The organism is Devosia sp. A449 (assembly GCF_054489375.1).
On sequence record NZ_JBTMWU010000003.1, the window covers coordinates 471,439 to 495,672 of the forward strand.

The 24,234-nt window shown below is 63.2% G+C and carries 26 protein-coding genes; 7 read left to right on the plus strand and 19 right to left on the minus strand.

Annotation, left to right across the window (positions count from 1 at the left end; translation table 11 throughout):
* Nucleotides 1–2: 2 nt before the first annotated feature.
* The 5 genes from ACX3OW_RS11510 to ACX3OW_RS11530 form a co-directional block, all read right to left on the minus strand.
* The gene (locus ACX3OW_RS11510; protein WP_459095903.1) at nt 3–290 is read right to left on the minus strand and encodes an MTH1187 family thiamine-binding protein; all 288 of its coding nucleotides are present in this window, start codon (nt 288–290) and stop codon (nt 3–5) included.
* Nucleotides 291–299: 9 nt separating this feature from the next.
* Nucleotides 300–1,034 (minus strand): ABC transporter permease, encoded by a 735-nt coding sequence (locus ACX3OW_RS11515; protein WP_459095904.1) that lies wholly within the window; start codon nt 1,032–1,034, stop codon nt 300–302.
* A complete protein-coding gene (locus tag ACX3OW_RS11520) occupies nt 1,031–1,843 on the minus strand; it encodes an ABC transporter permease subunit (RefSeq protein ID WP_459095905.1) in 813 nt (270 codons plus the stop codon). The genes ACX3OW_RS11515 and ACX3OW_RS11520 overlap by 4 nt, the downstream gene beginning before the upstream one ends.
* Before the next feature lie 179 nt (nt 1,844–2,022).
* On the minus strand, nt 2,023–2,775 hold the full coding sequence (locus ACX3OW_RS11525) for a transporter substrate-binding domain-containing protein (RefSeq protein ID WP_459095906.1): 753 nt from the start codon (nt 2,773–2,775) through the stop codon (nt 2,023–2,025).
* Nucleotides 2,776–2,847: 72 nt separating this feature from the next.
* Nucleotides 2,848–3,648, minus strand: a complete 801-nt coding sequence (locus tag ACX3OW_RS11530; protein ID WP_459096103.1) for an ABC transporter ATP-binding protein — start codon at nt 3,646–3,648, stop codon at nt 2,848–2,850.
* Between the two features lie 166 nt (nt 3,649–3,814).
* Between ACX3OW_RS11530 and ACX3OW_RS11535 the strand changes: the two genes are divergently transcribed.
* Nucleotides 3,815–4,615 carry a YdcF family protein gene (locus tag ACX3OW_RS11535; protein WP_459095907.1) on the plus strand — a complete coding sequence of 267 codons (801 nt, stop codon included), beginning with the start codon at nt 3,815–3,817 and terminating at the stop codon, nt 4,613–4,615.
* Here the strand turns inward: ACX3OW_RS11535 and ACX3OW_RS11540 are convergent.
* Both ACX3OW_RS11540 and ACX3OW_RS11545 read right to left on the minus strand, forming a co-directional pair.
* Nucleotides 4,600–5,538: a sensor histidine kinase gene (locus ACX3OW_RS11540; RefSeq protein ID WP_459095908.1), complete on the minus strand. Its 939-nt coding sequence runs from the start codon at nt 5,536–5,538 to the stop codon at nt 4,600–4,602. The genes ACX3OW_RS11535 and ACX3OW_RS11540 overlap by 16 nt on opposite strands.
* A gap of 204 nt (nt 5,539–5,742) precedes the next feature.
* On the minus strand, nt 5,743–6,537 hold the full coding sequence (locus tag ACX3OW_RS11545; RefSeq protein ID WP_459095909.1) for a response regulator: 795 nt from the start codon (nt 6,535–6,537) through the stop codon (nt 5,743–5,745).
* A 171-nt stretch (nt 6,538–6,708) separates the two neighbouring features.
* Between ACX3OW_RS11545 and ACX3OW_RS11550 the strand changes: the two genes are divergently transcribed.
* The 5 genes from ACX3OW_RS11550 to ACX3OW_RS11570 all read left to right on the plus strand — a co-directional run bounded on the left by ACX3OW_RS11550 (nt 6,709) and on the right by ACX3OW_RS11570 (nt 11,646).
* Nucleotides 6,709–6,933, plus strand: coding sequence for a NepR family anti-sigma factor (locus ACX3OW_RS11550; protein ID WP_459095910.1), 225 nt, complete (start codon nt 6,709–6,711; stop codon nt 6,931–6,933).
* A 4-nt stretch (nt 6,934–6,937) separates the two neighbouring features.
* Entirely contained in the window at nt 6,938–7,492 is a 555-nt protein-coding gene (locus tag ACX3OW_RS11555; protein ID WP_459095911.1) for an RNA polymerase sigma factor, read from the plus strand.
* A gap of 186 nt (nt 7,493–7,678) precedes the next feature.
* Nucleotides 7,679–9,097 (plus strand): sensor histidine kinase, encoded by a 1,419-nt coding sequence (locus ACX3OW_RS11560; protein ID WP_459095912.1) that lies wholly within the window; start codon nt 7,679–7,681, stop codon nt 9,095–9,097.
* A 19-nt stretch (nt 9,098–9,116) separates the two neighbouring features.
* Nucleotides 9,117–10,034: a diacylglycerol/lipid kinase family protein gene (locus tag ACX3OW_RS11565; protein ID WP_459095913.1), complete on the plus strand. Its 918-nt coding sequence runs from the start codon at nt 9,117–9,119 to the stop codon at nt 10,032–10,034.
* 133 nt (nt 10,035–10,167) lie between these two features.
* Entirely contained in the window at nt 10,168–11,646 is a 1,479-nt protein-coding gene (locus tag ACX3OW_RS11570; RefSeq protein WP_459095914.1) for a sensor histidine kinase, read from the plus strand.
* Nucleotides 11,647–11,673: 27 nt separating this feature from the next.
* Here ACX3OW_RS11570 and ACX3OW_RS11575 read toward each other — a convergent pair whose 3' ends face one another.
* The 12 genes from ACX3OW_RS11575 to ACX3OW_RS11630 form a co-directional block, all read right to left on the minus strand.
* On the minus strand, nt 11,674–12,111 hold the full coding sequence (locus tag ACX3OW_RS11575) for a hypothetical protein (protein WP_459095915.1): 438 nt from the start codon (nt 12,109–12,111) through the stop codon (nt 11,674–11,676).
* A gap of 5 nt (nt 12,112–12,116) precedes the next feature.
* Nucleotides 12,117–12,470: a DUF883 family protein gene (locus ACX3OW_RS11580; protein ID WP_459095916.1), complete on the minus strand. Its 354-nt coding sequence runs from the start codon at nt 12,468–12,470 to the stop codon at nt 12,117–12,119.
* Between the two features lie 83 nt (nt 12,471–12,553).
* The gene (locus ACX3OW_RS11585) at nt 12,554–12,712 is read right to left on the minus strand and encodes a DUF3309 family protein (protein ID WP_459095917.1); all 159 of its coding nucleotides are present in this window, start codon (nt 12,710–12,712) and stop codon (nt 12,554–12,556) included.
* 42 nt (nt 12,713–12,754) lie between these two features.
* The gene (locus ACX3OW_RS11590; protein ID WP_459095918.1) at nt 12,755–12,919 is read right to left on the minus strand and encodes a hypothetical protein; all 165 of its coding nucleotides are present in this window, start codon (nt 12,917–12,919) and stop codon (nt 12,755–12,757) included.
* 117 nt (nt 12,920–13,036) lie between these two features.
* Nucleotides 13,037–14,623 carry an FGGY-family carbohydrate kinase gene (locus tag ACX3OW_RS11595; protein WP_459095919.1) on the minus strand — a complete coding sequence of 529 codons (1,587 nt, stop codon included), beginning with the start codon at nt 14,621–14,623 and terminating at the stop codon, nt 13,037–13,039.
* Nucleotides 14,624–14,897: 274 nt separating this feature from the next.
* Nucleotides 14,898–16,373, minus strand: a complete 1,476-nt coding sequence (locus tag ACX3OW_RS11600) for a mannitol dehydrogenase family protein (RefSeq protein ID WP_459095920.1) — start codon at nt 16,371–16,373, stop codon at nt 14,898–14,900.
* Between the two features lie 30 nt (nt 16,374–16,403).
* Entirely contained in the window at nt 16,404–17,408 is a 1,005-nt protein-coding gene (locus ACX3OW_RS11605) for an ABC transporter ATP-binding protein (protein ID WP_459095921.1), read from the minus strand.
* 12 nt (nt 17,409–17,420) lie between these two features.
* On the minus strand, nt 17,421–18,251 hold the full coding sequence (locus ACX3OW_RS11610) for a carbohydrate ABC transporter permease (RefSeq protein WP_459095922.1): 831 nt from the start codon (nt 18,249–18,251) through the stop codon (nt 17,421–17,423).
* 9 nt (nt 18,252–18,260) lie between these two features.
* Entirely contained in the window at nt 18,261–19,133 is an 873-nt protein-coding gene (locus tag ACX3OW_RS11615; RefSeq protein WP_459095923.1) for a carbohydrate ABC transporter permease, read from the minus strand.
* Nucleotides 19,134–19,393: 260 nt separating this feature from the next.
* Nucleotides 19,394–20,701, minus strand: a complete 1,308-nt coding sequence (locus ACX3OW_RS11620) for an ABC transporter substrate-binding protein (protein ID WP_459095924.1) — start codon at nt 20,699–20,701, stop codon at nt 19,394–19,396.
* 157 nt (nt 20,702–20,858) lie between these two features.
* Nucleotides 20,859–21,818, minus strand: coding sequence for a sugar-binding transcriptional regulator (locus tag ACX3OW_RS11625; RefSeq protein ID WP_459095925.1), 960 nt, complete (start codon nt 21,816–21,818; stop codon nt 20,859–20,861).
* Nucleotides 21,819–21,886: 68 nt separating this feature from the next.
* Nucleotides 21,887–22,660 (minus strand): FadR/GntR family transcriptional regulator, encoded by a 774-nt coding sequence (locus tag ACX3OW_RS11630; protein ID WP_459095926.1) that lies wholly within the window; start codon nt 22,658–22,660, stop codon nt 21,887–21,889.
* A 447-nt stretch (nt 22,661–23,107) separates the two neighbouring features.
* On the opposite strand from ACX3OW_RS11630, the gene chvE reads away from it, so the two are divergent.
* Complete coding sequence (gene chvE / locus ACX3OW_RS11635) at nt 23,108–24,184, plus strand: multiple monosaccharide ABC transporter substrate-binding protein (protein ID WP_459095927.1); 1,077 nt, start codon at nt 23,108–23,110, stop codon at nt 24,182–24,184.
* Nucleotides 24,185–24,234: the final 50 nt, after the last annotated feature.

Genomic DNA, 24,234 nt, shown 5'->3' on the forward strand with positions numbered 1-24,234 from the left:
CCTCAGGCGATGCTGGCCAGCTTGTCGGCCATGGTCTGCGTCTTGTCGTTGCGGGTCGAAAAAATCATGGTGCAGAAGACGCGCGCCACACCTTCGGCATGCAGGTGCTCGCAGCAGGCTTCCACCACCGCCGTGACCTCGGCCATTTCACCTTCGATATTGGTGCCGTTGGCATGCATGTCATAGCTCAACCCGGAGGCGTCGATGATCTCGCGCACCTGGCGGATATAGCTGGAAACGGATGGGCCCACCCCCATCGGGACGATGCACAGGTCAGCAATGATCTTCATTTTGGTCCTTTAGCGCAGCCATTTGGGCGCGAAGCGCAGGCCGGGCGCGGCCGGCATGTGGCGCATCAGCCGGCGATAGATCAACCCGAACAGGAAGAACACCACCAGCGATACAGCGAGGAAATACAGCGCCGCGACAGAGAAATGCAGGAAGGCATTATAGTCGCGCTCGAACATTTCCTTGGCGGTGATCATCAGGTCCTTCTGTTGGCCGATCACCGGCAGGGCGAAATAGACGATGGCGGTGGCGTGGAACAGGAACACCACCTCATTGGTATAGGCCGGCCAGGCGAGGCGGATCAGATTGGGCCAGATCACCTGCCGGAACTGCTGGGCCCGGCTCATGCCATAGGCCCGCGCCGCTTCGACCTCGCCGCGGGGCACGGCGCGCAACGCGCCATAGAAGATTTCAGCGGTATAGGCGGCAGTGTTGAGCACCAGCACCAGCGGGCCGATAAACAGCGGGTGCAGGATGAACCAGGACATGCCCATCGGCTTCCACACGCTGACATTGAAGGACAGCGCCAGCGAATAGACCATGAAGAACTGGATGAAGAGCGGCGAGCCACGGAAGGCGTAGATATAGCCGCGGCTCAGTCGGGAAATCAGCGGATTGGGCGAGGCTTTGCCCAGCGCCAAAAAGACCGCGAAGACGAAGCCGATCGGGATCGAGGCGGCGGCGAAATAGATGTTGAACACCACGGCCGGCGCGAACAGGGCGATTTCTTCAAGGAAGCGGGTCATGAGCGGGCCTCGCTCAGAATGCCGCGCCCGGCCCGGCGCATCAGCGCCTCGAAGCCTTTTTCCGACAGCAGGGTGACGAGGATATAGAAGACGAACAGCACCAGATAATAGCGCCAGCGCCAGTCCTCATGCACCATTCCCACCGCCGGCAGGAAATTGGGCGCACCGAGCCGGTCAGCCCACAGCACGATATCGGCGATCTGCAGCAGCGACAGCAGCGAGGTTGCCTTGACGATCAGCATCCACACATTGGACAGGCCGGGCAGGGCATAGACCCACATCTGGCGGATATGCACGCGCCACAGCAATTGGCGGGCGCTCATGCCATAGGCGCGCGCGGCTTCAAGCTGCCCATGCGGCACCGAGCGCAGTGCGCCGTGAATGACATTGGTGGCAAAGGCGCCATAGACCAGCCCGAGCGAAACCGAGGCCAGGATGAGATATTCCGGCGTCCCCAGGAACCAGTTGGCTTCCTTGCAGGGCGGCCAGGCGGCGGATTGGGCCGCCAGCATGTCGGGCGTGCAGGCCTGGCTGGCCATGAACCATTCCACCGCCTGCTCGAAGGCCAGCGGGAAGAACAGGAAGAACAGCACGTCGGGCACGCCGCGCACGATCGAGGAATAGGTCGAGCCGATCAGCCGCAGCGGCAAATAGCGGGAATTCTTGAGCGTCGCGCCGATCAGTCCGAAGACAACGGCCAGCGTGCCGCCGAACACGGCAGCAAAAATGGTGAACTGGAAGCTCGCATACCAGGTGAGATGCTTGCCGTTGGTGAAGTAGCTCAGCCAGAAGGCGAGGTCGTCGCTCATGGTTGGTAGGCACCGGTTTTCCTTCTCCCCTGCTGGGAGAAGGTGGCGCGCAGCGCCGGATGAGGGGGCAGGGATGTCAGAGGCGTCACCATTTGTGGAGGCAACCCCCTCACCCGTCTCGGCCTGCGGCCGATCCACCCTCTCCCACCAGGGGAGAGGGAAGACCGCACTTGTTGGGTTTACTCAGCGAAATAGGGGCCGTGGCCGTCGAACCACTGGGCGATCAGCTTGTCGACGGTGCCATCCTTCTTGAGGGCGGTTAGCGCGTCGTCAAACTTACCCTTGAGCTCGGCCTCGTCCTTGCGGAAGCCGGGGCCAACGCCGTCACCGATCATGATTTCCTCGCCAACCATTTCGAGGCCACCGCCGGAGGCCGCAACCACGGGCTCGAGATAGGCGCCGTCGGCCAGGATGGTGTCGAGATTGCCGGCGGCCAGGTCAGCCATGGCCTGATCGGCGGTGCTGAACGAGACGATGGTGTTGCCATCGGCCAGGTTCTGTTCGGCATAGGCGGCCTGGATGGTGCCGCTCTGCACGCCGATGCGCACGCCCGACAGGGCGGCGAAATCGAGCGAAGCGCCGGCTGCCGCAGCAAAACGCGACGGATCGGGCGGGAAATAGTTCTGGGTGAAGTCGATGGATTCGCGGCGCTCATCGGTGATGGACATGCCGGCCATGATCACGTCGTAGTTGCCGGCGAGCAGGTTGGGGATGATCGAGTCCCAATCGTTGATGATGAACTCGCAGGTCAGCTCAGCTTGGGCGCAGATGGCGTTGCCGAGGTCGATTTCGTAGCCGGCCGGCTCGCCGGCGTCGTTGAGGAAGTTCCACGGGGCATAGGCGCCCTCGGTGGCGATGCGCACGGTTTCCTGCGCCTGGGCCGCGGAGCCAAGGGCCAGGATGGCCGCTGCCGCGATGATGAGCTTCTTCATCTGTGTTCTCTCCATTGGGTCGTCTTGTTGTTCTTGGTTTGCCCGTTGCCCGGGCTTTGTCGTCAACGCCGTCTAAGCGTGGTTGGCGGCGTTGAGGAATTGCTTGAGGCGGCTCGATTTGGTGGCGCCGAACACCTCTTCAGGCGTGCCTTCCTCCTCGATGAGCCCCTGATGCAGGAAGATCACCCGATCGCTGACCGAGCGGGCGAATTCCATGTCATGGGTGACCAGGATCATGGTGCGGCCTTCATCGGCCAGCACCTTGATGACGCGCAGCACTTCCACTTCCAGCTCAGGATCGAGCGCCGAAGTCGGCTCGTCGAACAGCATGACGCGTGGATTGATGCAGAGGGCGCGGGCAATGGCGGCGCGCTGCTGCTGGCCGCCGGACAACTGGTTGGGATAGGCGTCGGCCTTTTCGCGGATGCCGACCTTGGCCAACATGGCCAGCGCTTCCTCTTCGACCTCGCCACGAGCGCGGCGCTGTACGATCAGCGGCGCTTCCATGACGTTTTCGAGAATGGTCAGATGGGCCCACAGGTTGAAGCTCTGGAACACCATGCCCAGTTCGGAGCGGATGCGGCGGATCTGGTTTTCGTCGGCGATGTGGCGATGCTGCCCGGTGCCGCGCAGCTTGATCTCTTCGCCATCGATGGCGACATTGCCGCTATCGGGCACTTCGAGCATGTTGATGCAGCGTAGCAGGGTGGATTTTCCGGAACCGGACGAGCCGATCAGCGAGACCACCTCGCCTTCGCGGGCCGAGAAGGAAATGCCCTTGAGCACTTCGAGCGCGCCGAATGATTTGTGCAGGTCGCGGATCGACACGACAGGCCATGTTTCCGCGATGGCCGCGGCGGCAGCTTGCGCCATATTCACCCAAAAGCCTGCCGAAACAGGCGCCTTCCCAACCGGCGATTGCCTTTTTTGAGGCTGGCAATCTTGACCGGACACTAGAAAAGCAAAAGCGGACGAGATAGCAAGCGGAAATGCTGGCGGCACACCGCTGTCGGCCCCGGTCGCGCCGGGCGGAGGGGCCATGTTTTACCTGCTTTCGAAGATTTTCTGGGTTGCGGCTCAGCCGCTTAGCATCATTGCGCTGCTGGTTCTGGCCGGGATCGTGCTGGCAGGCTTCGGACGCCGCCGCTGGGGGATGGCGGCGAGCGGGGTTGGCCTGATGCTGATAGTGCTCTGCGGCTTCACCTCCTTGGGATTCCTGCTGATCGCACCATTGGAGGCGCGCTTTGTCCGGCCGGCGGTGGCGCCGACCCAGGTCGATGCCATCGTGGTGCTGGGCGGCTCCACCCTGGCGCGGGTCAGCACCGTGCGCGGCATTGCCGAACTCAATGAGGGCGGCGACCGGCTGGTCGAGGCGGCCATTCTGGCGCGGCGCTACCCGCAGGCGCGGGTGGTATTTTCCGGCGGCGCCGGTGTGCTAGAGCCTGGCGGCGAGGCCGAAGCGGCGACGGCCGAACGGTTGCTGCTGGCGCTGGGTGTGGCGCCGGAACGGCTGGTGCTGGAAGATCAGGCGCGCAATACCGACGAGAATGCCGACCTCACCGCAGCTTTGCTCGGCCATAGCGGCGGCACCATCCTGCTGGTGACCTCGGCCTTCCATATGCCGCGTTCGGTGGGACTGTTCCGACGCGTTGGCGTCGAGGTCGTGCCGTGGCCGACGGACTATCGCGGCACCGGGCAGGAGAGCTTCGGCTTTGACGTCGCCAATCCGGTGCATAATCTGAACACCACCACTATCGCCATGAAAGAGTGGATCGGGTTGGCGGTGTATCACTGGACGGGTCGGATCGACACGATCTTCCCGGCTCAGCTTTCGAACTGATCGGCGGGCACGACGAGGCGGTAGTGGACGCCGTCAGGCGCGATATGAAATTCGGCGCTGCCACCAACCGAGAGCGGCACGATACGCTCCAGCACCAGCGTGCCGAAGCGGGGCTCGTTCCGGATCCGCTCGGTATCAATGCCGGTTTCCTGCCATTCGATGACCAGTTCGCTCGGCCGGTCGGCATGCTCGACCACGCGGGCGTCGATCCAGATATGCCCTTCCTTGCCGTCGGCCAGCGCGCCATGCATCACCGCATTGGCGCCCAGCTCGTGGATGGCCAACCCGATATGCAGTGACGCGTTGGGCCCGAGCAGGGGATCGGCCCCGGTCACCCTAACATTGATCAGTGCCGCCGAGCCGACGCGGCTGAGCTGGGAGGACACCAGCGAGCGCAGATAGGTTCCGCGCCAGTCGCTTTCCGTCACCAGATCCTGGGTGCTGGACAGCGCGTGCAGCCGGCCCCGGAATTTGTCGAGAAAATCCTGAATGTCGTCGCTGTGATGGGCGGTTTGCATCGCCACCGACTGCACGATGGCCAGCAGGTTCTTGGAGCGATGACTGACCTCGCGCAACAGCGAGGCGACGGCGAGGTCACGGCTGCGCTCATTGGTCATGTCAGTGACGATGATGGTGACGCCGTTGTCATCGGGCAGCAGGCGCGCCTCGAAATAGCGCCGGCGCAGGCCGGTGCCCATGTCGAAATTGACGCTTTGCTCGGCACCGCTGGCCCGGCTGCGCTCGGCGGCAGCGGTCAGTTCGGCGGCAATGTCGGGCGGCAACACTTCGGCGGCGCGCTTGCCGATGAAATCATATTTCGGCCAGCTGGGCGGCGGGTTCTCGACCAGGTCAAAACGCCGCTCATCGTCCAGATGCAGGATGCCCACGTCGCGCTGGCGCAGCCCGGCCGACAAGGCGGTCAACCGGGTTTGCAGCTGTCGCGCTGAGGATGGAGCGGCCATCACAAGACACTCGGGGAGTGGGGCAGGTCGAGAGTCAACGCCGGCTCCGCCGATGGCGAAGCCGGAGCAGAATTTGGCTGGAGCCAGAGCGCTTGGATCAGACTCCTCCCAGCAAACCAATGACCAGGCTGGCATCGGGCATGGTGTTCTCCAAGCACAAGCCGATCACGCGGCGGCGCGCGATCCCTCATCGAAAAACAGCGCCTGGCTGATCAGCGCCTTCACCATTTCGGGGTTGAACGGCTTGGTGACGAGGAAGGTCGGCTCGGGGCGTTCGCCGGTCAGCAGGCGTTCGGGGAAGGCGGTGATGAAGATCACCGGCACCGAGTGATGGTTGAGAATATCGTTGACCGCATCGATGCCCGAGCTGCCATCGGCGAGCTGGATATCGGCGAGGATCATGCGCGGATGGGTCTGGGCGAACAGATTGACCGCTTCCTTGTGGGTGCGGGCAACGCTCACCACCTTGTGGCCGAGGCTCTCCACCAACTGCTCGATATCCATGGCGATCAGCGGCTCATCCTCGATGATCATGATTTCGGTCGCCACCTGGCGGGAAATCTCGACCGAGGCTTCGTCGAGCAGGGCGCCAAAGTCGCTATCGGCAACCGAGAGGATTTCGGCGGCCTGGCTGTGGGTGAAGCCTTCGACGGCGACCAGCAGGAAGGCCTGGCGCGGGCGGGCCGACAGACTGCCCAGATTGGTGGCGGCGCGCTGCTCCCAGACATAGCTGGAGGTCGGCTGCGGCACCTTCACAGATGAGTTCGAGAACAGCGCCGAAAACAGCTTGTAGAGCGCGATCCGATCATTGGACGCTTCGGGGAATAGCGAGATGTCGGCGATGAGAGCTTCCAACGTCGCAGCGACATAGGCATCGCCGGAGGTCTGCGATCCAGTAACTGCGCGCGAAAACCGCCGCAGATACGGCAGATGCGGAGCAATCCGCGTGGACAAAGTCATAAAGTGAACTCCCAGTGACGCTTGAGGCACGAGATCGGACAACGTGACTTCCGCAAAGAAAGTTCCGGCAATAAGGAACTTTTTTTGCAACGACGCATTGTGCTCGCCAAGTGTGGGAAAATTCAACAACATATCTGACGGTCTAAACATTGCATGATTAAGGACAAACTGGTGACCCAGCAACGTATGCGGACGCAGGCGGGGCGGGCAGATGATGGGCTGGGTCCGAATACGGATATCGGCGCACGGCTGCGCGCACTTTACGGGGCTGTGCAGGATGAGGGCGTTCCCGAGCAATTGCTCGACCTGCTGGAGAAGCTCGACAATGCCGAGCAGTCGCAGAAAGCCAAGGCTGCCCCTCGTGATGGCAAGACCGCCCCTCGTGACGGGGAGTGACGGCATGACCGCTGAACCGACGACGTTCAAGCGCGAGATGCTTGCCACTTTGCCGAGCCTGCGGGCGTTTGCCGTGTCGCTGACCGGCAAGCATGACAAGGCCGATGACCTGGTGCAGGACACGGTGATGAAGGCCTGGGCCAAGCAGACCAGCTTCGAGATGGGCACCAATATCAAGGCGTGGCTGTTCACCATCCTGCGCAATGAGTTCTACAGCCAGATGCGCAAGCGTGGCCGCGAAGTGCAGGACAGCGATGGTGCGTTTACCGAGCGACTGTCGGTGCATCCCTCGCAATATGGCTCGATGGATCTGCAGGACTTCAAGAAGGCGCTGTCGCAGCTCCCCGATGACCAGCGCGAGGCGGTGATCCTCATCGGCGCTTCCGGTTTCTCCTATGAAGAGGCCGCCGAAATCTGCTCCTGTGCCGTCGGCACGATGAAGAGCCGGGTCAGCCGGGCCCGGACGCGGTTGCAGGATATCCTCAAGATCAGCGGCGAAGCCGATTATGGTCCTGATGCGGTATCTGCGCAGGTGACCACGACCAATCACACATTTTAAGCGCGGTGTCGGCGAGTGCTCTCAGAGCGCTCGCCGCTGCCGTTAACAGGTTCTGCGTCATGCTAATGGCGCGAGCGCCCTTGCCATGAGGCGGGATGTGGCCTCAAATCCGCCATCGGCCTGGGTCACCTGGAAAGGCTGGGGTCGGAGCTGCAAGCGGCGGCTAGCGTCGGGCGGATAGCAGTCATGATGGATACGGCGAGCGGACTGAGCAGCCAAGAGCGGCGAGCGGCGTTGAAACGTCGTGTCGCCCAGCGTCTGGCCGTGGTGGTTTCGCTGGCGCTGGTCATGCTGGCGGCCGTGGCGGCGCTGGTGCTGGTGCAGGGCATTAATCGCCAGATCGGCGATGTGCTGCATACCAATGAAGTGCGCAATCAGGCGCGTGAACTCACCATCGCCCTGAGCGAGGCCGAAAGCGGCCAGCGCGGTTATCTGCTGACCGGCGACGAGAATTATCTCATCCCGTTCCGGCGCGCGGCCGAATCCGTCGACGCGCAATTGCTGTCGCTGACCGCCATGACCAGCGACAATGCGCGCCAGGCAAGGCGGGTGAAGAGCATCGCCAGCGAGATCGTCGCCAAAACGGCCGAAATGGCCGAGACCATCAAACTGGTCGAAGCCCAGCGCACCGGCGAGGCGCGCAATCTGATCGAGACCGGCATGGGCGAGCCGCTGCTGGACAGCGTGCGCAACACGCTTGAACAATTCATCGCCGAGGAAAACCAGACCCTGCTGGAGCGTAACCAGCAGATCGACCAATCGCGGCGCTGGCTGGTTGGCGCCATTATTGCCGCTCTGGCCGGTGCGGTGCTGCTGGCCTATGTGCTGTTCATGCGCACGCAGCGGCAGGTGAGCGCACTGGCCCGCAGCCAGGATTTGCTGCTCAGCGAAAATGAAGTGCTGGAGGCCCATGTGCTGGACCGCACCGAGGCGCTGGAAGAGGCGCGCGCCCATGCCGAGCGCGAGCGGCAGCGGGTCGAAGCGCTGTTGCAGGATACCAATCACCGGATCGGCAATTCGCTGGCGACGGTGTCCTCGCTGCTGGGCCTGCAATTGATGCGCAGCACCTCTAGTGAGGTGAAGGCGGCGCTGGAGGCGGCGCGCTCGCGCGTGCATGCCATCGCCTCGGCGCATCGCCGCCTGCGGCTGGGCGACGATCTGGAAACCGCCAGCGCCAATGACTTTCTCGATGCGGTGCTCGAAGATATCGCGGCGACCGCCAGCGATGCCAAGGCCATCACGCTGGTCGGGCATATCGACCCGATCGTCATCGGCGCGCGGGACGCCACCACCGTTGGGATATTGCTCGGCGAATTGGTGACCAACGCCATCAAGCACGGCTTTCCCAATGGGCGAAACGGCACCATCACGGTGACGCTGAAGCGTGACGAGGCCGGGGTGCCGACGCTGAGCGTGGTCGATGACGGCGCCGGAATTGCCGATGATCAGGAACCCGGTGAGGGTGGATTGGGTTCAGTCATCGTCAAGCAATTGGCGACGCAGTTCGGCGGTCAGCCGCAATATCAGCGACGGGCCGAAGGCGGACTATGTGTGAGCGTGCCGCTGCCCGGCATCGACAACATTGCGGCGACCAGCGCGACCTGACGCGAACCGGAGAGCCGACTTGCACATCATTGCCGTTCTCAACCGCGATGGCGGGACCTTGCGCACGATGGATCTCGATGCCTTCTGCGCCACCGCCGTCGCGATTTTTGCGCGGTATGGGCATCAGCTCGACTGCCGTGTGGTGGCGGGCAGTGCAGTAGAAAAGACGCTGCGCCAGGCGGCAAATACCAAGGGCGTGGATGCGGTGCTGGCCGGGGGTGGCGATGGCACGATCTCGACAGCGGCCGGGATCGCCTATGAAACCGGTATGCCGCTGGCGGTGCTGCCGGTGGGCACGATGAACCTGTTCGCGCGGGCGCTCAAAGTGCCGCTGGTGCTGACCGAGGCCCTCGAAGCGCTGGCGGGTGGCGAGATCGGCGCGGTCGATATCGCCACCGCCAATGACCGGGCCTTCGTGCATCAGTTCGGCGTCGGCATTCATGCCCGGCTAGTGCGGATTCGCGACAATATGAGCTACCGCAGCCGCATCGGCAAAATGCTGGCCAGCCTGCGGGCGATTGCCGCCGCCGCGATCAATCCGCCGCAGTTCGAGGCTGAAATCCGCACGCATGAGGGGATCGAAAAACAGCGCGTCAGCGGCATCGCCGTCTCGAATAACCCGCTGGGCGATGGCCATATTCACGCCGATGGGCTCGATGCGGGGGTGCTCGGGGTCTATGTGGCCGCGCCGATGTCCACCGCGGCTCTGCTCAAACTGGCGGTGGATCTGTTCGTGGGCAGCTGGCGCGACAGTCCGATGGTTTCCGAGATCGAGGTTGAGGAGGTGACGCTGCATTTCCCCAAGCGCAAGCGCAGCTCGCATGCGGTGATCGATGGCGAGCTGATCAAGCTCGACCGCTCGGTGACGCTCAAGCTGCATCCGGGCGGGCTCAAAGTGATTTTGCCCAGGCCCGCCGCCACCGATCAAATTTCTTGAAATTTTTCTGGAACCAAAGCCAAAAATTCGCGTTAGGAAAAATTGGTCGGCAGGTTTTTAGTCAATTGTAGCAGCGTCAGGACTGGAAGTGACAAACAAGGGGGGCTACCTTCCGGACGACGTGCGGAAGGTTGTGCTTGATCCAACGCGACTCAACGCGTTGGCGGCGCTGGATATGCTGGACGAGCGTCCTGACGCCGATTTCGAGCGGTTAAGCCGGACAGCAGCGTATCTTTTCAAGACTGAGATTGGCCTGGTGACGCTGCTCGACAAGGAGCGGCAATGGTTCAGCGGGTGCTTTGGCGTGGACAACATAACCGAGGCGCTCACCGAGACCTCGTTCTGCGCCCATGCCATTGCGCTGCCCGGCGACGCGGAGGCGCTGGTGGTGCCCGATGCGGCGGCCGACCCGCGCTTTCAGGACAATCCGCTGGTGACCGGCTGGCCCCATATCCGCTTTTACGCCGGCGCGCCGGTGATGGTCGGCGGGCACAAGGTGGGCTCGCTCTGCGTCATCGGCACGACGCCGCAGGCCGCGCCCGATCCCGGGCTGGTCGAGCAACTGGTGGGACTGGCCGGGCTGGCCTCCAGCCTGTTTGCGCTCAAGGACGAAGCGCGGGTGCGCGCCCGCATGGCCGCTGCCCTGGTCAAGGAAGAATGGCGCCATGCGCTGACGCTGGAAGCCGGCAAGGTCGGCAGCTGGGTGTGGGATGTGCGCACCGGCGAGGTCGCCTGCAACGACATGTTCCGCCGCATGTTTGGCCTGCCCGAGATCGACGCCACCCAGGTCGAGGATGTGCTGGCGGCGATCCACGTCAGTGATCGGGCTGCTGTGCAGGAGGGTCTGACGGCCAGTTTCCGCAAGGGCGAGGACTATGGCGCCGAGGCGCGGATCGCCGCGTCGGGGCGTTGGGTCACCCTGCGCGGTCGGGTCTATCAGCGCGATGCCGAGGGCAAGCCGCTGGTGATGATGGGCGTCAGCATCGATATTTCCGACAGCAAGCAGAGCGCCGAACACACCCGGGTGCTGCTGCGGGAGCTGAACCACCGGGTCAAGAACACGCTGGCGATGATCCAGTCGGTGGCGCGCCAGACCATACGGCAAAACCCCAATCCCAAGGATTTCATCGACGCCTTTTCCGGGCGGCTGCGCACCATTTCGGATGCGCATGTGCTGCTGGCGGATCGGGACTGGTCCGGGGTGCAGCTTTACGAAGTGATCGCCTCCCAATTTGGACCCGGCTTTCGCAGCCATCCCGACCGGGCCACGGTGCGCGGCGAAGATGTCACCTTGCCGGCCGATCATGCGCTGGGGCTGGGGCTGATCCTGCATGAGCTGACCACCAACGCGCATCGCCATGGCGCCTGGTCGGATGATCGGGGCGTGGTCAATATTGATTGGGAGGTCAGGCAGACGCCGGTGCGCGGACTGTCGCTCAATTGGCGCGAAACCGGCGGCCCGGAGGTGGATAAGCCGGACGAATATGGGCTGGGCGCCCGGTTGATCGAGCGGAGCCTCGCCAAGGTGCTCGACAGCGAAGTCTCGCTGCAGTTCCATCCGGGCGGGGTTGCCGCCAAAATCTGGATGCCGTTGCCGGAAGAGCAGGATTAGCCGGGCCGCCCCGATGGCGGCCCGCTCTCAGTCGTCGGTCTGGTCGTGCTCGCCGCGCAGCAGCAGATAGGCGGCAATGGCGGCGGCGGGCAGGCCGAGGGTCCGCAGCATGGGCGATTTTAGCAGTACCGGCAGCGCGGTCAGTGCCGCCGTGGTGACGAAGGCGCCGGTTTCGCTGGAGCGCCGCTTGGTGGCCACTTCGCGGCGGCGCCGGCTTTCGCCGACACGGGTGCCGAGATAAACCGCCAAGGTGATCACCAGGAAGGCGGCCGCAAAGATCAGCGCGGCGTAGATGCCGCCCACGATGTCGGCCAGCGCCATCACCCCTGCGGCCAGCAGGAAGCCAATTCCCGCCACGCCCAGAACGATCATCACCGCATTGACGATGACGGCGTTCCGAACCCGCTCGGTGATGGATTCGACCTCAATGCCAAGCAGCCCGGCAAGCGGTATGAGCAGGTTCATGGCGACTAGTGCCGCATCAGCACGGCGAGCAGGAAGCCGATGCCGACGGCACTGGCCACGGCGGTCAGCGGCTTTTCGCGGATGGTGTCCTTGAGCTGCTTTTCCATGGCGCTGGCCTGGTCCTGCACCTCTTCGACGACCTGCTGGCCCTGGCGCTGCAGATTGCGCGCCTCGCCCTTGGCGGCGTCGCGGACTTCGCTGACCTTCTCATTGCTGAGCCGGGCCAGCGTAGCGCCGATGGATTTCAGATCGCTCTGCAGCTGGGCGACCTGGTCTTCCAGCTGGGCCTCGCGAGCCTTGCTCGAAGCGCGGCTGTTGCGGGGCTTGCGGGTCGGGGCGAGATCGGACGTGGTAGCCATATTTGACGTTCCTGTTTTGACGGGCCAGGGGCGAAAATTGCCTATTGGCCGGGATGAGAGTCAGGCGGAAATTGCTCTGGTGGCTAGATGCGGCCCATCAACACCAGGATGAGGATGACGACCAACACGACACCCAGGATGCCGGAGGGGAAGTAGCCGAAACCGCGCGAATAGCCCCAACTGGGCAATGCGCCGATCAGCAGTAGAATGAGGACGATGATGAGAATTGTACCGAGACCCATGGTAGCTCTCCTGTTGTTTTTGTGACGCTTGGCCGGCTATCGCTAGAGGATCGCCAGCATCAGGATCGTCGCGGTAGCCAGGATGAACAGGGCAGGGATCAGCGCCTTGAACACGGCGCCATAATGGGTCTGCCCATCATAGCCTTCGGTCCATACCGGCGTCGCGCGCCCTGCGTCTTCAAGCGCTCTGATTTCCATGCTGGTCATGACGGCCTCCGCCTCGATCCAATGCGCAATGTTGCGCGTGCCCAAAGAACGGGATGGGATCGGCTTTGGTTCCGTAGTGGCGCTGGATTCGGGCAGGCGGGGTGAGGGGAGGCGCCCTCACACCATGGCGTCGATCACCTGGCGCTGGCGCAGCATTTCGAGGAAAATCTTGTAGTCCTTGTCGAAATGAGCGCGGGCGGTGGCGTCGGGCGCGCGCTCGCGACCACCTTGCTGCATGGCGACACAGGCCGCGTCGAGGCTGGGATAGAGCCCGGCGGCGGTGGCGGCGACCATGGCGGTGCCGAGCAGGGTGGCGTCCTTGGCCGAGGATTCGACCACGGCGCAGCCGGTGGCGTCGGCATAAAGCTCCATCAGCACGGCATTCTTGGTGTGGCCGCCGGTGATGTGCAGCGTGTCGATGGCATAGCCGCGGGTGTTGAGGGTTTCGAGGATATGCCGCACCCCCAGCGCGATGGAGACGCAGCTGCGCCAATACAGCCGGCACAGCGAGTCGAAATCGCTGTCGAGCGTCAGCCCGGAGATGACGCCGAGCGCAAACGGATCGCCCAGCGGGGAGCGATTGCCGTGGAAATCGGGCAGCACATGCAGCCGCTCGGCCAGCGACAGCCCCTCGCGCAGCCGCAGTTCCATGATGCGGCGTGCAATGGCGCGGTGCATCTCCGGGCTAGGCTCGCCGCCCGCGCCATGCCAGCGGATCAAATGATCGAGCAGCGCGCCGGTGGCCGATTGGCCGCCCTCATTGAGCCAGACGCCGGGCAATACCGCACCGAAATACGGGCCCCAGACCCCTGTGGTGGGGCGGGCCTCGGCCGACAGCGCCATGACGCAGCTCGAGGTGCCGGCGATCAGCGCCAGATGGTGGTCAATGGTGCCGACATCATGGGCAAAGGCGCCGAGCACGCCGAGCGCGCCGGCATGGGCATCGATCAAGCCGGCGCCGACCCGGCAGGACGTGCTGAGCCCCAGTTCACTCGCGGCCAGCGCGGTCAGCGGACCGAGATCGCTGCCCACCGGGCTGGCATTGGCGGGCAAAGCGGCTTTGTCGAGCAGATCAGACAGGCCGATCTGGGCCAGGAAATCGGGCTGCCAGCCGCCTTCGGTATGGGCCAGAAAAGTCCATTTGCAGGTGAGGGTGGATTGCGAGCGGGCCAGCGAGCCGGTGGCTTTCCACGACAGGAAATCGGCCAGATCGAACATCATCCCGGCGCGGGCCCAGCTTTTGGGCATGCGCCGCTTGAGCCACATCAGCTTGGGCGCTTCCATCTCCGGCGACATGACGCCGCCGGCATAGTCGAGCACCAGATGGCCGGTGGCGGTGCATTCCTCGGCCTCGGCCAAAGCGCGGTGATCGAGCCAGACAATGGTGTCCCAATTGTCGTCGCCCTTGGTAGAGACGGTGACCGGTTGACCTGCTACGTCGCGCACCACCAGCGAGCAGGTGGCATCAAAACTGAGGCCGACCACCTGGGCCGGATTGGCTCCGGCTTCGCGCATCGCCTCGCGCACAGCGGTGCAGACCGCGAGCCAGATTTGCTCGCTGTCATGCTCGGCATGATTGGCGTCGGTGCGGTTCATGTCGATGGGATGCTCGGCGCGGGCGAGCAAGCCGCCATGCGCAGTGAGCACGCCGGCCCGGGCGCTCCCTGTCCCCACATCCACTGCCACCAGGAGGCTTTGCGTCACGCTATGGCGCCCTTTAATCGATTTGGGGCGACGGTAGCTGACGGGGAGTGAATTGGCTACGGGGGCAGATAAAGGACGATGGCTGGGGCTTAGCCCGTGCGGCCCTCAAAAACGCGGTGACATCGCGGGTGTTTGACGTCCACCGGACTGTACCTCCCCCTTGAAGGGGGAGGCTAGGAGGGGGTGACGGGAGCCCCGATATCCGGGCTAGCCGCCCCCCCCACCCTTGATCCCTCCCCGCAAGGGGGAGGGTGTCGACTGAGACATCAGGGCATTAAAGCCCGTCAGCCAAATACCGCTCCAGCGTCGCCTTGGTGCCAATGGCCCACAACGTCTCCAGCGCATGGCTGAACGCCGCGACAAACGCCGGCTCCCCAGCCAGCGCCCCATAAATATCCCCCATCGCCAGCCACGCCTTGGGATCGTCTTTCGCCAATTTCGCCTGCGTGGTCAGCCGCGCCCAGCTCGGATCATTGGCCTCGATCACCGCACCGCTATCCGTCGTGCCATAGCAATAGCGGCACCACAGCGCCGACACCAAAGCCAGCCCGGTCACCGACTCGCCGGCCGTCACCCGGTCCAAAGCCGAGGGAATAATGAATTTGGGCTGCCGATTGGAGCCATCCAGCGCCAGCCGGCGAATGGTGTCGCCAATTTTCGGATTGGCAAAACGCCGCTGACACAGCGCAAAATACTCGTTGAGATCGGTATCGGGCACCGGCGGCACCACCGGGATGATTTCGTCGCGCTCCACCTTGGCGAGGAACGCCGCCACCAGCGGATGCTGCATCGCCTCATGCACGAAATGGATATCCAGCAGCCCGGCCGGATAGGCGATGGTGGCGTGGCCGCCATTAAGGATACGGATTTTCATGTGTTCATAGGGCGCGACATCGGCGACGAACTGCACGCCGACCCTTTCCAGCGCCGGACGGCCGGCAGGGAAATTGTCCTCCAGCACCCATTGCTTGAAGCTCTCGCAGAACACCGGCCAGTTGTCGTCAATGCCGAACTGCTCGGCGAGCAGGGTCTTCTCCCGGTCCGAGGTGGCCGGGGTAATGCGATCCACCATGCCATTGGGGAAGGCGACATTGGCCTTGACCCACTGCGCCAGCATCGGATCGATCAATTGCGCCAGCCCGACCACGGCGTTTTCGGTGACGTGGCCATTGCCCGGAATATTGTCACAGCTCATCACCGTGAAGGGCTGGATGCCAGCGTCGCGGCGGCGGATGAGGCCGGCGAGGATCAGCCCAAACGCCGTGCGCGGCGCGTCAGCATGGGCCGCGTCATAGGCGATATCGGTATGGGTCGGATCAAATTTCTGGCTGGCCGGGTCGATATAATAGCCGCCCTCGGTGATGGTCAGCGAGACGATGCGAATGGCGGGATCGGCCAGCGTGGCGATGATGGCCTCGGTCGCGCCGGGCTGCAGATAATCGATCATCGCGCCGGTGACGCGGGCGCTGCTGGTATCGGCTTCCTGTTCGACCACGGTGGTCAGCCAATCCTGCGCCTTGAGCTTCTGCCGCATCGCTTCGTCGGCGTCGCGCACCCCGGCGCCAATCAGTGCCCAGTCATGGTCGGCGCCGGTGGCGAACAGATCATCGAGATAGACGGCCTGATGGGCGCGGTGGAAATTACCCACGCCGAAATGCACGATCCCCGCCGTGAGGTCGCTCCGCTGATAGGCAGGGATGCTGGCCGTGCTCAGGGAGGGGAGGGCCTGAGCCGAAAGCTTGGTGGTCATGATGTTTAGTCCTTGGTCCGGCGGCCCGGATTAGAGTCCCAGTCCGTCGGCGTCGAAGCGGTAGATGCGGGAGGGGTCGGGCGTCAGATAGACGTCGTCGCCATGGTTGAAGGTCTGGTCGCCATCGGTGCGGATGGTCATCAGGCCGAGGCCCTCGACGTGGACGTGGAGGAAAGTGTCGCTGCCGAGCTGTTCGGCGACGCCGACCTTGCCCTTCCAGGCGCCGCGCGTGGCGGTAGTGGCGAGCTTGAAATGCTCGGGGCGCACGCCGATGGAATGGGCATTGTGCCGGGCCGCTTCGGGGCCATCGACAAAATTCATGCGCGGGCTGCCGATGAAGCCGGCGACGAAGCGGTTGGCGGGCTTTTTATAGAGATCGAGCGGGGAGCCGAACTGCTCCACCTTACCGGCATTGAGCACCACGATGCGGTCAGCCATGGTCATGGCTTCCACCTGATCATGAGTCACATAGACCATGGTGGTCTTGAGCTGCTGGTGCAGCTCGGTAATTTCGAGCCGCATATTGACGCGTAAAGCAGCGTCGAGATTGCTCAGCGGCTCGTCGAACAGAAACGCCTTGGGTTCGCGCACGATGGCGCGGCCAATGGCAACGCGCTGGCGCTGGCCGCCGGACAGGGCGCGCGGACGGCGGTCGAGATAGGAGGAGAGATTGAGCGTGCGGGCGGCATAGTCGACCTTTTGCGCGATGATCTCCTTGGGCACTTTCGCCATTTTGAGCGGGAAAGCGATGTTGTCGCGCACGCTCATATGCGGATAAAGCGCATAGGACTGGAACACCATGGCCAGGCCCCTGCGGGCCGGCGGTGCCTTGGTCATGTCCTCGCCATCGAGCAATATGGTGCCGCTGGTGGTGTCTTCCAGCCCGGCGATCAGCCGCAGCAAAGTGGACTTGCCGCAGCCGGACGGCCCGACGAACACTACGAATTCGCCATCCTTGATCTCGAGCGAGATGTCCGGGATCACCTGGATTTCGCCGAAGGACTTGTTGACGTTTTTGAGGGAGATCGAACCCATTGGTTGCAGTCCTTATTTCACAGCGCCGAAGGTGAGGCCGCGGACGAGTTGTTTCTGGCTGAACCAGCCCATGAGCAGGATCGGCGCGATGGCGAGCAGCGAGGCCGCCGACAGCTTGGCGAGGAACAGGCCCTGTGGAGACGAGAATGACGAGATAAACGCGGTCAGCGTGCCGGCGCGGCCCGAGGTCAGGGTGATGGTCCAGAAGGCTTCGTTCCAGGCCAGGATGACGTTGAGCAGCAGCGTCGAGGCGATGCCGGGGACGGCCATGGGGACGAGGACGTGGACGATTTCATTCCACAATTCGGCCCCATCCATGCGTGCGGCTTCCAGGATATCGACCGGGATTTCCTTGAAATAAGTGTAGAGCATCCAGATGATGATCGGCAGGTTGATCAGCGTCATGATGATGGTCAGGCCATGCACGGTGTCGAGCAGGCGCAGATCGCGGAAGATCAGATAGATCGGGATCAGCACGCCCACCGCCGGCATCATCTTGGTGGACAGCATCCACATCAGCACGTCCTTGGTGCGCTTGGTCGGCGCAAAGGCCATGGCCCAGGCGGCGGGAATGCCGATGATCAGCCCCAACAGGGTCGAGCCGACCGACACCAGGATCGAATTGGTGGCGTGCTTGATATAGTCCGAGCGATCCTGCACCGCGGCGAAATTTTCCAGCGTGAAATTTTCCGGCAGGAAGGTCGGCGTGCTGGCGATGGCCTCGGCCTCGGTCTTGAAGGCGGTCAGCACCACCCACAGGATTGGCGAGAACAGCAGCAGGGCGATGCCCCAGGCGAGCAGGGTAAAGCCGATGCGGGTCTGAACGGGGACGTTACGGGCCATCTTTCGCTCCTACGCGTCGAGGTTCTTGCCCACCGCGCGCATCAGGAAGATAGCGACGATGTTGGCGATGATGACGGCGACGACACCACCGGCCGAGCCGGCGCCGATGTCGTTACTGAGGATGCCGGTGCGGAACACCAGGAAGGTCAGATTGGTCGAGGCATAGCCGGGACCGCCGCCGGTGGTGACGCGGATTTCTGCGAAAATACCGAGCAAGAAAATGGTCTGGATCAGGATCACAATGGTGATCGAGCGGGCCATATGCGGCAGGATAATATAGTAGAAGCGGTTGATGGCGTTGGCGCCATCCATCTCGGCGGCCTCGCGCTGCTCCTCGGAGAGCGACTGCAAGGCGGTCAGCAGTATCAGCGTCGCAAAGGGCAGCCATTGCCAGGCGACGATGACGATGACCGAGAACAGCGGATACTGGTTGAACCAGTCGACCGGCTGCAGGCCGAAGAATTTCCACACATGCCCCAGCATGCCGTAGCCGGGATGCATGAAGCCGTTTTTCCAGATCAGCGCTGCCACCGGCGGCATGACGAAGAAGGGCGAGATGACGATGATGCGCAGGATGCCCTGACCCCAGATCGGCTGGTCGAGCAGCATGGCGAGAAAGATACCGCCGATAACGGTGATCGCCAGCACGCCGCCGACCAGGATCAGCGTATTGACCAGGGTCTGGGTGAAGCTGGGATCGCCGATGACGTAGAGATAATTCGCCCAGCCGGCAAAGCCGGTCATCATCGGGTTGATCAGGCTGTAATTCTGGAAGCTGAACCACAGGGTCATCACCAGCGGCACGATCATCCAGATCAGCAGCACGATAACGGCCGGCGCCATCATGATGCGGGAGAGGGTACGGGTCTGTGCGGTGGCCATGAAGATGATCCGTCATTGAAACCGAGCGTGGGTCTGTCGTCCCCTCGCCCCTGAGGGGAGAGGGCTAGGGTGAGGGGTTCAGAGCTTGTGCTGACCCACGGCGGTCGCATCCAGCTCTGAACCCCTCGCCCGGCGCTGCGCGCCGACCTCTCCCCTCAGGGGAGAGGCGATCAGGGCCCAGTCCGCGTGCTTCGTCTAAAAACCGCCCGGTCTCCAGAGGGGACCTTTGACCGGGCGGGTCGTCGTCTTCAGGGAGAAGACTACTTGATGTAGCCGGCGCGGGTCATGTCGCGGGTGGCGGCATCCTGCGCCTGAGCCAGCGCGTCGTCAGCCGACATCTGGCCGGCCAGCGCCGCCGAGAACAGCTGGCCGACATTGGTGGCGATACCGGCGAACTCGGGAATGGCGACGAATTGCACGCCGACATAAGGCACCGGCTGAACCGTGGGCTCGCTCGGATTGGCCGAATTGATCGAGTCCAGCGTCATCTTGGCGAAGGGTGCGGCGGCCTGATATTCGGGGTTCTCATAGAGCGAGGTGCGGGTGCCCGGGGGCACGCTGGCCCAGCCATCCTTGGCGGCGACAGTGGCCAGATACTCTTTGTCAGTGGCCCATTTGATGAACTGTTCGGCGGCTGCGGCATTCTGCGAACTGGCCGGGATGGCCAGCGACCAGGCCCAGAGCCAGTTGCCGCGCTTGCCCAGGCCGTTATCCGGGGCCAGAGCGAAGCCGACCTGGTCGGCGACGGTAGAGTCAGGGCCGACCAGGGCGCCGGCGGCGACGGTGGCGTCGATCCACATGCCGCATTTGCCCTGCTGGAACAAAGTCAGGTTTTCGTTGAAGCCGTTGGACGACGCGCCAGCCGGGCCGGCATCGGCCATCAGCGACAGATAGGTGTCGAGTGTGTTCTTCCACTCGGGCGTGTTGAACTGGGGCACCCAGCTCTCGTCGAACCAGCGCGCGCCGAAGGAGTTGGACATGGCGGTGAGGAAGGCCATGTTCTCGCCCCAGCCGGCCTTGCCGCGCAGGCAGATGCCGTTGATGTCATTGGCGCGGTCGGTCATGGCGCGGGCGGCCTCGCCGATGAATTCCCAGGTCGGGGCGTCGGGCATGGTCAGCCCGGCCTTTTCCATCAGGTCCTTGCGATACATCACCATCGAGCTTTCGCCATAGAAGGGCGCGGCATAGAGCTTGCCGTCGACGCTGAGGCCATCGCGGATGGCGGGCAGCAGATCGTCGACGTCATAATCGGCGTCGGCGCTCAGGCCGTCGAGCGGCACCAGCCAGTTCTGCTTGGCCCAGATCGGGGCTTCGTAGGTGCCGATGGTCATCACGTCATATTGCCCGCCATTGGTGGCGATGTCGGTGGTGACGTTCTGGCGCAGGGTGTTTTCCTCAAGCACGACCCAGTTGAGTTCGATGCCGGTCGCCTCGGTGAAAGCGGGCGACAGGGCCTGCATGCGGATCATGTCGTCATTGTTGACGGTGGCGATGGTGAGCGTCTGCGCCGAGGCGGAGGCCGCCAGCGCAAGGGTGAACGCGCCCACGAGAATGGGTGTCAGTTTCATTATTTTCCTCCCAGAAACCGAAACGAGCAATTGTTCCGGCAATGGGCAAATACTCACAACATATGCGGCAGAGTCAAGCGGGCTATGCGCCGGGTGACTGGCGCATGTGCAGCAGCACAGGCCCGGAAAAGCGCGATATTCTAGCGATTTCAGTGGATTAAGAGAGGTCGAGTAGGCCTTGGGCGGTGCGTTCGTCAGTGATCAAACCATTGACCAGACGGCGATTAAGCGTGGCCTTGATGCCGGGCAATTTTCGCTTGCCCATGGCGATTGCCACGACCAGCGAGTGTTCACGCGACGGCATCGGGGCCGAGGCGACGCGCTCATTGGTCAGTCCCTCGATCAGCTTGCCCTCGGCGTCAAAGCTCCAGCCGCAGATTTCGCCAATGGCACCAGCCTTTTGCAGGGCCTTGAGTTCGGCGTCGGTGATGAAGCCATCGACATAGAGCGGCGCCTCGGGGCCGATATCGCCGATGCCGACAAAGGTCACATCGGCCTTGGCGGCCAGCGCCAGGGTTTCGCGAATCATCGGCTGGGCATGCAGCAGCTCGCGTTCGCGGGCCGAGGAGGCGATCACCGGCAGCGGCATGGGAAAGCTGCGGGCCTTCACCGTATCGGCGACGTTGAAGATGACGTTGTAATAGGCGGCCGAGCCATCGGGGGCGATATTGCCGGTGAGCGAGACCACTTTGTGGTGCGGGCAATCCATCGGCATCAATTGCTCGACAGCGGCTTTGAGCGTGCGGCCGGTGCCGATGGCCATGACGATGGGGTCAGCGCGCTTGAGCCAGCGCTCGATCTCGGCGGCGGTGGCTTCGGCAACGCCGATCGTGGTGGATTCGCTGCTCGGATCGGACGGCACCACTTCCACCAGCTCCAGCGCGAAACGGCTTTTGAGCCGGGCGGCCAGATCCATGCAGCGACCGATCGGGTGATCGAGCCGCACCTTGATCAGCCCCTCGCTGACCGAGAGCGACACCAGGCGCTGCGCCGACTGGCGCGAAATCCCCAGCTTGCTGGCAATTTCTTCCTGGGTATTGCCGGCGACATAGTACAGCCAGCCGGCGCGTGCCGCGTCATCCAGGCGATTGCTCGAGGTGTCCATGCGCTGCGCCATTAAGCCGTCCCGCCAAATTCGGGCGGATTATTCGGCCATGCGGCGCCGGGCTGCAAGACGTTTATGTGTCAGCTGCGTGCGCCGGGGCGACGGGAGAGCTGGGTCAGGGCGGCGCGGATGTCGCGTTCGGTGTCCTTGAGATGGAAGCGCATGGCCTCGCCGGCGGCCCGGCCATTGCCTTGCTTGATGCAGTCGAGAATGCGCTGATGCGCCTCGATGGTGTCATGCAGGGTGTGGCCTCGCTGCTCGCGGCCGCGGCGACTGATGAAAAAGCCTTCGCGCAGCGGTTGCGCCATGGCTTCGAACAAAAAGCCCAGCACGCGGTTGCCGCTGGCCAGCGCCATCGCCTCGTGGAAGCCGACGTCGTGGGTGTGAAACGCCATTTCCATGTCATGCGTCATCGGCTCGCCCTGCACGCCGACCGTGTCGCGCATGCCTTGCAGGCCGGTTTCGATAGCGGCGATGCCGGCGCGGGTGGCGCGCTTGGCCGCCAGCGTCGCTGACTGCACCTCCAGCGACTGGCGCACTTCGATCAGGTCGAACAGCCCCTTGGAATCATAGCGGATCACCGAGGTTAGAAAGTCAGCGAAGGCGGCGCCGTCGGGTTCGCGCACCACGGCCTTGCGGCCACGGGCAATGGCGAGCAGGCCGCGCCCCTCCAGCAACTTCACCGCCTCGCGGATGGTCAGCCGGCTGACATCATATTGGCTGGCCAGGTCGGCCTCGCTGGGCAGGCTGGTGCCGGGCGCCATCTCGCCGAGAATAACGCGCGCCAAAGCGTCGGCCACACTGTTGGCGGCGGTAGGCTGGCCGGGGGGAATTGCCCCATCCGAAGTCGTCACGATTCCTCCAAGGTATCTGATACCTTCGCCATACCCCTATCGCTTGGCGATCCGTTTGGGGCTGGTGTCTTGTTCGACAGAGTCAATTTAGCGGGAGAGGGCTTTGTCTGCAACTGCCGTGAAACATGCAATATCGTTAATATTCGACAATCGAAAAAATTCAACCCGTGTGGGAAAGCGACTTTACAAGGGTATCTGATTATCCTAGGTTCCGGCCCGTGGGCTTGGGAGGGTCCTGGGCGGCAACAGCCGCCATGCAGGAGGACTTCATGCACGACAGACTGGCCGCTCACCTTGGGGTGCTCGTACGGTATTTTAATTGTCCGCATGGGGTTGAGGATCGCGCGCGATCTATAGTCCGACGCGGCGCATGCTCTGCGCCAAGGTATCTCCCCTGACGACCATCCAAAAACTTCTGACCTCGAAAATACAAAAGGGAGTCGAGACGTGAAGATTATCAAGACGCTTGCCACTGTGCTGGCCGTTGGCGCCATGGCGCTGACCGCTTCCACTGCAGCCTATGCTCAGGACAAGGGCGCCATCGGCATTGCCATGCCGACGCAGTCCTCGCTGCGCTGGATCTCGGACGGCAATGAGCTGAAGTCGGCGCTGGAAGGCATGGGCTATTCGGTCGATCTGCAGTTCGCGGAAGACGATATCCCGAACCAGCTCGCCCAGATCGAAAACATGGTCACCAAGGGCGTCAAGGCTCTGGTCATCGGTTCGATCGACGGCACCACGCTGTCGGCCGTGCTGCAGCAGGCCGCTGACGCCGGCATCAAGGTTGTCGCTTATGACCGCCTGATCCGCGAAACCGCCAATGTTGACCTCTACACCACCTTCGACAACTTCCAGGTCGGTGTGCTGCAGGCCAATTCGCTGGTGAAGGGCCTCAAGGAACGCTTCCCCGAGACCAAGCCATGGAACGTTGAGCTGTTTGGCGGCTCGCCGGACGATAACAACGCGTTCTTCTTCTATGACGGCGCGATGAGCGTGATCCAGCCGCTGATCGACTCGGGCGACGTGGTGATCAAGTCCGGCCAGCAGGGCATGGACACGGTCGGTACGCTGCGTTGGGACGGTGCTGTGGCTCAGGCCCGCATGGACAACATCCTGTCGGCTAACTACTCGGACGGTTCGCGCGTCGATGGCGTGCTGGCTCCCTATGATGGCCTGTCGCGCGGCATCATCTCGTCGCTCCGCGGCGTTGGTTATGGCGCAGCCGATCAGGCTTGGCCGATCGTCACCGGTCAGGACGCCGAGGCGCCTTCGGTGAAGGCCATCGTCGCCGGCGAGCAGTACTCGACCGTTTACAAGGACACCCGCGAACTGGCCAAGACCACTGCTGGTCTGGTCGACACGCTGGTTTCGGGCGGCACGCCTGAAGGCCTCGACACCACGACCTATGACAATGGTGTCAAGATCGTGCCGTCGATCCTGCTGACCCCCTATGAAGTCGACGCCACCAACTACCAGGCGCTCGTCATCGACTCGGGTTACCTCAAGGCCGAAGACATCCAGTAAGCCTCGGCTTGCCAGAAACACGGGGCTTCGCGGTAACGCGGAGCCCTTTC

What these genes read in the sequence shown, in the direction of transcription:
- ACX3OW_RS11510 (WP_459095903.1), bottom strand. Translation starts at nt 290, where the DNA reads ATGAAGATCATTGCTGACCTGTGCATCGTCCCGATGGGGGTGGGCCCA.
- ACX3OW_RS11515 (WP_459095904.1), bottom strand. Translation starts at nt 1,034, where the DNA reads ATGACCCGCTTCCTTGAAGAAATCGCCCTGTTCGCGCCGGCCGTGGTG.
- ACX3OW_RS11520 (WP_459095905.1), bottom strand. Translation starts at nt 1,843, where the DNA reads ATGAGCGACGACCTCGCCTTCTGGCTGAGCTACTTCACCAACGGCAAG.
- ACX3OW_RS11525 (WP_459095906.1), bottom strand. Translation starts at nt 2,775, where the DNA reads ATGAAGAAGCTCATCATCGCGGCAGCGGCCATCCTGGCCCTTGGCTCC.
- ACX3OW_RS11530 (WP_459096103.1), bottom strand. Translation starts at nt 3,648, where the DNA reads ATGGCGCAAGCTGCCGCCGCGGCCATCGCGGAAACATGGCCTGTCGTG.
- ACX3OW_RS11535 (WP_459095907.1), top strand. Translation starts at nt 3,815, where the DNA reads ATGTTTTACCTGCTTTCGAAGATTTTCTGGGTTGCGGCTCAGCCGCTT.
- ACX3OW_RS11545 (WP_459095909.1), bottom strand. Translation starts at nt 6,537, where the DNA reads ATGACTTTGTCCACGCGGATTGCTCCGCATCTGCCGTATCTGCGGCGG.
- ACX3OW_RS11555 (WP_459095911.1), top strand. Translation starts at nt 6,938, where the DNA reads ATGACCGCTGAACCGACGACGTTCAAGCGCGAGATGCTTGCCACTTTG.
- ACX3OW_RS11560 (WP_459095912.1), top strand. Translation starts at nt 7,679, where the DNA reads ATGATGGATACGGCGAGCGGACTGAGCAGCCAAGAGCGGCGAGCGGCG.
- ACX3OW_RS11575 (WP_459095915.1), bottom strand. Translation starts at nt 12,111, where the DNA reads ATGAACCTGCTCATACCGCTTGCCGGGCTGCTTGGCATTGAGGTCGAA.
- ACX3OW_RS11580 (WP_459095916.1), bottom strand. Translation starts at nt 12,470, where the DNA reads ATGGCTACCACGTCCGATCTCGCCCCGACCCGCAAGCCCCGCAACAGC.
- ACX3OW_RS11585 (WP_459095917.1), bottom strand. Translation starts at nt 12,712, where the DNA reads ATGGGTCTCGGTACAATTCTCATCATCGTCCTCATTCTACTGCTGATC.
- ACX3OW_RS11590 (WP_459095918.1), bottom strand. Translation starts at nt 12,919, where the DNA reads ATGACCAGCATGGAAATCAGAGCGCTTGAAGACGCAGGGCGCGCGACG.
- ACX3OW_RS11600 (WP_459095920.1), bottom strand. Translation starts at nt 16,373, where the DNA reads ATGACCACCAAGCTTTCGGCTCAGGCCCTCCCCTCCCTGAGCACGGCC.
- ACX3OW_RS11605 (WP_459095921.1), bottom strand. Translation starts at nt 17,408, where the DNA reads ATGGGTTCGATCTCCCTCAAAAACGTCAACAAGTCCTTCGGCGAAATC.
- ACX3OW_RS11610 (WP_459095922.1), bottom strand. Translation starts at nt 18,251, where the DNA reads ATGGCCCGTAACGTCCCCGTTCAGACCCGCATCGGCTTTACCCTGCTC.
- ACX3OW_RS11615 (WP_459095923.1), bottom strand. Translation starts at nt 19,133, where the DNA reads ATGGCCACCGCACAGACCCGTACCCTCTCCCGCATCATGATGGCGCCG.
- ACX3OW_RS11620 (WP_459095924.1), bottom strand. Translation starts at nt 20,701, where the DNA reads ATGAAACTGACACCCATTCTCGTGGGCGCGTTCACCCTTGCGCTGGCG.
- ACX3OW_RS11625 (WP_459095925.1), bottom strand. Translation starts at nt 21,818, where the DNA reads ATGGCGCAGCGCATGGACACCTCGAGCAATCGCCTGGATGACGCGGCA.